We start from the raw sequence: 5654 nt of genomic DNA, 5'->3' as shown, positions 1-5654 counted from the left end.
CCCGCCCGCCCGGCTGGCGCCTGACCCCGCGTTCCGTGGTCACCTTCGTCTGCGGCAGCGGCGGCGAGACCCTGAAGCTGCCTAAGCCGCACGAGACGCTGCCGGACAAGCTGGTGATCGCGCCCAAGTTCGTCGGCGAACGCGCTCTGGTCGAGCGGTGCGTGGTCACCCTCGCCGGTGAGCGCGGCCTGCTGCTCGTCGGCGAACCCGGAACAGCCAAGTCGATGCTCTCCGAGCTGCTGTCGGCCGCCGTGTGCGGCACCAGCGCGCTCACCGTGCAGGGCACCGCCGGCACCACCGAGGACGCCTTCCGCTACGGCTGGAACTACGCCCTGCTGCTCGCCCAGGGCCCCACCCCGCAGGCGCTGGTCGACTCGCCGGTGCTCGGCGCGATGCGCTCCGGCCGGGTGGCGCGGGTCGAGGAGATCACCCGCTGTCTGCCCGAGGTGCAGGACGCCCTGGTGTCGATCCTGTCCGACCGCCGGGTGAGCGTGCCCGAGCTGTCCGGCACGGACGACGCCCAGGTCGCGGCCGCGCCCGGGTTCACGGTCATCGCCACGGCCAACCTCCGCGACCGGGGTGTCTCGGAGATGTCGGCCGCGCTCAAGCGCCGCTTCAACTTCGAGACCGTCCATCCCATCGCCGACGTCGACGCCGAGACGGCCCTGGTCCGGCGGCAGGCGGAGGCGGCGGTGCAGCGGGCGGGCGCGGCCTTCGGCGTGGACGACGCGGTGCTCGACGTGCTGGTCACCGTCTTCCGGGACCTGCGTGCGGGGCGTTCCGCCGAGGGCTGGGACGTGGAGCGTCCGGGCACGGTGATGTCCACCGCCGAGGCCGTGTCGGTCGCGGCCTCGCTCGGGGTGGCCACCGCGTACCTGCCCGGCGGGGACGCGCTCGACCTCGTCCCCGGGCACCTGCTGGGCGTGGTCCGCAAGGACGACCCGGCCGACCACGCCCGGCTCCTCGGCTACTGGGACGGCCCGGTGCGCCGCCGCGCCGAGGACGGCTCGGCGATGTGGCGCCGCCTCTGGGACCTGCGGGAGAACCTTCGGTGACGACCACTCAGGATCCGCGGGCCGCCCTCACGGTCCTCGCCGACTCGGCGGCGCCGTACCTGCTGGGGGTACGGCACCACAGCCCGGCCCTCGCCGCAGCCGTGCCCGCCCTGCTGGACGCCTCCGGCGCGGATGTCGTCTGCGTGGAGCTGCCGGCCGACTTCCAGCACTGGCTGCCCCACCTCGCCGCCCCGGGCACCCTCGCGCCGGTCGCCCTGGCCGGGGCGAGCGAGGGCGGGCGCCTCGGCTTCTACCCGTTCGCCGACTTCTCCCCCGAACTCGCGGCCCTCCGCTGGGCCCGGGAGCGCGGGAAGGAGGCGGTTTGCTGCGACCTGCCGATGTCCCATCCGGCGTGGAGCACGGACCGACCGGGAGCGACCACGGGAGAGCCCGGCCCGGACACGAGCCGTCCGGTGACGGACACGGGCCGTCCGATGACAGACACGGGCCGTCCGATGACAGACACGGGCCGTCCGATGACAGACACGGGCCGTCCGATGACAGACACGGGCCGTCCGGTGACAGACACGGGCCGTCCGGTGACAGACACGAACGCCTCGCCGACGGGCACGGACTCGCCGCCGACAGAGACGGAAGCCCCGACGACGAACACGGGCGGCCCGACGACCGACACGGAAGCAGCGCCGACCGACACGGACCTCCCGACGACGGACGGGGACGCTCCTAGGACTTCCCTCGTCTCGCCCACCGCCTTCGCGGCGGCGCTCACCGCCGCCGGAACCGGCCGTGACGGTGACGATCTGTGGGACCGGTGTGTGGAGGTGCTCGCTCCCGGTTGCGCCCCCGAGGCGATCCGTCGGGCGGCCCTCGGTGTGGGGTGGGCGTTGCGCAGCGACGCCGAGTCGGCGGGCGGCGTGCCGCCGGTGGACCTGGCCCGTGAGGCGCACATGCGTGACACGATCGCCCGCGCGGCGGCGGGTGGACGCCGAGTCGCGGCCGTGATCGGCGCGTTCCACGCCCCGGCGCTGACGGACACGGCCGACGCGGACGTCGCCCCGACCTGCGCGCAGGACGGGGCGGTCGGAATCGCCGGCAAGGAGACGGCCGGGACGAGTGGTGCGGCGTCGGCAGCGGCGTCGGCAACGGGGGCGGACGGCATCGCTGCCGGGGCCCGGGGAGCGGGCCTCGTCCGGGAGCACCCGCCGGTCGTCACCTCACTCGTCCCGTACGCCTTCGACCTGCTGGACTCCCGCTCCGGGTACCCGGCGGGCATCCGCGACCCGCGTTGGCAGCAGGCGGTGTTCACGGCCGGGGGCGACCCCGAGCTGCTGCACGGCGCCGCAGCGCGGGCGATCACCGATGTGTGCCGGGAGTTGCGCGCGGCCGGGCACACCGCGGGCACGGGTGAGGCGGCCGAGACCCTGCGGATGGCGGGCGACCTGGCCAGTCTCCGGGGGCTCGCGGCCCCCGGCCGGGGCGAGGTCCTTGAGGCGTTGACGACGGTGATGGGCCAGGGCGAACCGCTCGGCCGTGGCCGGGCGCTCGCCCGGGCGCTCGAAGTGGTGCTGGTCGGCACCGACCGGGGCCGGACCGCGCCGGGCACCCCGCGTTCCGGTCTCGGCCCGTCCGTGGAGGCGGAGGTGGCCGCGCTGCGGCTGCCCGGCCCGGAGGACCCCGCCTCGCGCGAGCTCCGGCTCGACCCGCTCCGGTCCGCCCTCGACGGCCGCCGCGAGATCCTGCTCCAGCGCCTCGCCGTGTGCGGTGCCGGCTACGGCGAGTCCGTGGAGGTCTCCGGCACGGGCGACGGCACGGCGCTCACCACCCGGTGGCGGGTGTCCTGGTCCCCGGCGGTCCCCGTCCGGCTCGACCTGGCCGGGATACGGGGTGTGACCGCGGCCCTGGCCGCCGAGGGCACCCTGCGGGAGACCTTCCGCCGGGAGTCGGCCGACGGCGGGCCCACCTGCGCCCTGGTCCTCGCCGGGCTCCGGGCGGCGGCCCGCTGCGACCTGCCCGCGCTGGTCGCCGACCGGCTGGCGGACGCCGCCGCCGTGCTCCCGGCCTCGGCCACCCTGCCCGAACTGCTCGAAGGACTCGACCTGTTGGAGGCGCTGCGGCGGGGCCATCTGCCCGGCACCACGCCCGAGGGCAGGTCGGCGGCGGCCGAGCTGGCGGTCGACCTCCTGGAGGCGGCGGTCCGCGCGCTGCCCGGTCTCGCGGGAAGCGACCAGCCGGAGGACGCGGCCGCGCTCGTGGCGCTGGCGTCCCGGGCCGGTGAACACCGCCTCGGTCTGCGCATGGACGACGCCCTGGGCACGCTCGCGCGCTCCGGTTCCGCGCTGATCCAAGGGGCCGCCCTCGCCGCCCGGGTCCTGCTCGACCTCGACGGCGCCGACACCGTCGGGACGCGTGCGGCCGGCTGGATCGACACGGCCACCGGTCCCGACGGCCGCCTCGCGCTCGCCCGTCGTCTCAGCGGTCTGCTCAGCGGCGCGGCCCCGCTGCTCCAGTCCGCGCCCACCGCGCTGGACCCGCTGCTCGACCGTATCGACACGCTGACGGACCAGGGCTTCCTGGACCGGCTGCCCGCCCTGCGGGGCGGCTTCGACACGCTCACCCCGGCCGGCCGCGACCGTCTGCTCGGTACGGTCACCGAACGCCTCGGCGACCGCCTCGACCTGTCCCTCAGCGCTTCCCCGGAACTCCTCGCGCTGTGGACGGCGGCGGACACGGCGGGCCTGACCGCGGTCGCCTCCCTCCAGCTGCCGATCGGTACGGCCCCGGCGGGGCCCGCCGAGAGCACCGCCGCCGCGCGGACCCCGGCGGCCGAGGAAGGGCCGCGCCCCTCGACCGCTCTCCCGGTCGCCCGGACGGCGCCCGAGGCCGCGGTGCGGGCCGGCACCACCCACGCCCGGTCCGCGACCGAGGCCACCCGCGCTCCCGTGCCCGCCGGCACGCCCCGCTCCGACGGCCGGGCGCCGGGCTCCCCGCTCCACCTCTCCCCCACCGACCGCTGGCGGCTGCTCCTCGGCCGGGAGAGCGAGAGGCTGCCGCAGGACGCCCGGCGTTACGCGCACGCGCTCGACGAGTTGTACGGCAGCGGCCGGGGCGAGGGCTCCTCGGACCTCGGCCGGGGCGGCCCGGGTCAGGGCGGCGGTCAGGAGGCGTCGTTCCCCACGGCCCGGGAGTGGGGCGAGGAGTTGGACGCGCTGTTCGGCGCCGAAGTCCGTGAGGAGGTGCTGGCGCGGGCCGCCGACCGGGGCCGCACGGACGTACTGGCCGAGCTGGACCCCAAGGCCGTACGCCCCTCGGTCGATCTGCTGACCTCCGTGCTGAACCTCGCCGGCGGAATGCCCGAACAGCAACTGGCCAGGCTGCGCCCGCTGGTACGGCGGCTCGTCGACGAACTGGCCAAGGAGCTCGCCACCCGGATGCGCCCCGCGCTCACCGGCCTGGCCACCCCGCGCCCCACGCGCCGCCCGGGGGGCCGGCTCGACCTGCCGCGCACCCTGCGGGCCAACCTGGCGAGCGCCCACCGTACGGCGGACGGCCGGACCATGGTCGTACCGGAGCGGCCGGTGTTCAGCACCCGGTCCCGCAAGGAGGCGGACTGGCGGCTGATCCTGGTCGTCGACGTGTCCGGGTCGATGGAGGCCTCCGTCATCTGGTCGGCGCTGACCGCGGCCGTCCTGGGCGGTGTCCCCACGCTGTCGACGCATTTCCTGGCGTTCTCGACCGAGGTGATCGATCTGACCGACCGCGTGGACGACCCGTTGTCGCTGCTGCTGGAGGTCCGGGTCGGCGGCGGCACGCACATCGCGGCGGGGCTCGCGCACGCCCGTTCCCTGGTGACGGTGCCCAGCCGGACCCTCGTGGTCGTCGTGAGCGACTTCGAGGAGGGCTACTCGCTGGGCGGGCTCCTGGGCGAGGTACGGGCCCTCGCGAGTTCCGGGGTGCACCTGATGGGCTGTGCCGCCCTCGACGACACGGGCACCCCGCGCTACTCGGTGCCCGTCGCCCAGCAACTCATCGCGGCCGGCATGCCGGTCGCCGCCCTCAGTCCCCTCGCCCTCGCCCGCTGGGTGGGGGACCGCCTCCGCGGAGAGAGCCGATGAACGCCGAACTGCCCCCGGTGGCACCCGACGTGGTGGCCGCCGCCGTCGAGAGCCTGACCTCCAGGCTGCTCAAGAAACTGGACGCCGCTGTCGAGACGTACGCGGCCCTGCCCGTCGCGGTCGACGGCGGTGCCCTGCGCGTCCGGTGCGGCGAGGACGCGGAGGTCACCCTGACACCCGGCCCTTCGGGCGCGGTGACCGACACCGACGGGGCGGTGTGCAGTTGTCTGCTCGCCCCCCGCTGTCTGCACCGGGCCGCCGTCCTGAGCGCCTGCCCGGTGGCCGACGCCGAGCACATGGCCGCGGCCGAGCCGGAGACCGGGCCGTCCGGCGCGGCGGCGGACCTCCACGGAAGCGAGGGTGGAGCCCCGTCGACCGGAGGCCACCGAGCAGCCGGCGGGGACAGCTCGTCGACGGTCGGCGCGACCGTGGGAGCCGCCGCGTCCCTCGAAGCGGACGGGTCCTCCGCGGCCGCCGCGGCCGCGGAGGACCCGTCCGCTTCGAGGGACGCGGCGGCTCCCACGGT

Annotated in this window: 2 protein-coding genes and 1 pseudogene; all 3 read left to right on the top strand. The window is 76.4% G+C overall.

The features are described 5' to 3' along the window. Nucleotides 1-1055, top strand: a 1055-nt coding sequence (locus P1P70_RS39565) for an AAA family ATPase (protein ID WP_319246519.1), incomplete at its 5' end; no start/stop codon positions are given. Further along, nucleotides 1052-5128 carry a DUF5682 family protein gene (locus tag P1P70_RS39560; protein WP_319246516.1) on the top strand — a complete coding sequence of 1359 codons (4077 nt, stop codon included), beginning with the start codon at nt 1052-1054 and terminating at the stop codon, nt 5126-5128. The genes P1P70_RS39565 and P1P70_RS39560, both read left to right, overlap by 4 nt. Then, a pseudogene (locus P1P70_RS39555) lies at nt 5125-5654 on the top strand (SWIM zinc finger family protein); the annotation flags it as partial. The gene P1P70_RS39560 and the pseudogene P1P70_RS39555, both read left to right, overlap by 4 nt.

The sequence above is a fragment of the Streptomyces sp. MB09-02B genome, from assembly GCF_033794485.1.
Lineage (GTDB): Bacteria > Actinomycetota > Actinomycetes > Streptomycetales > Streptomycetaceae > Streptomyces.
The sequence above is the reverse complement of the archived record's forward strand: the minus strand, read 5'-3'. Positions and strand labels throughout refer to the sequence as shown.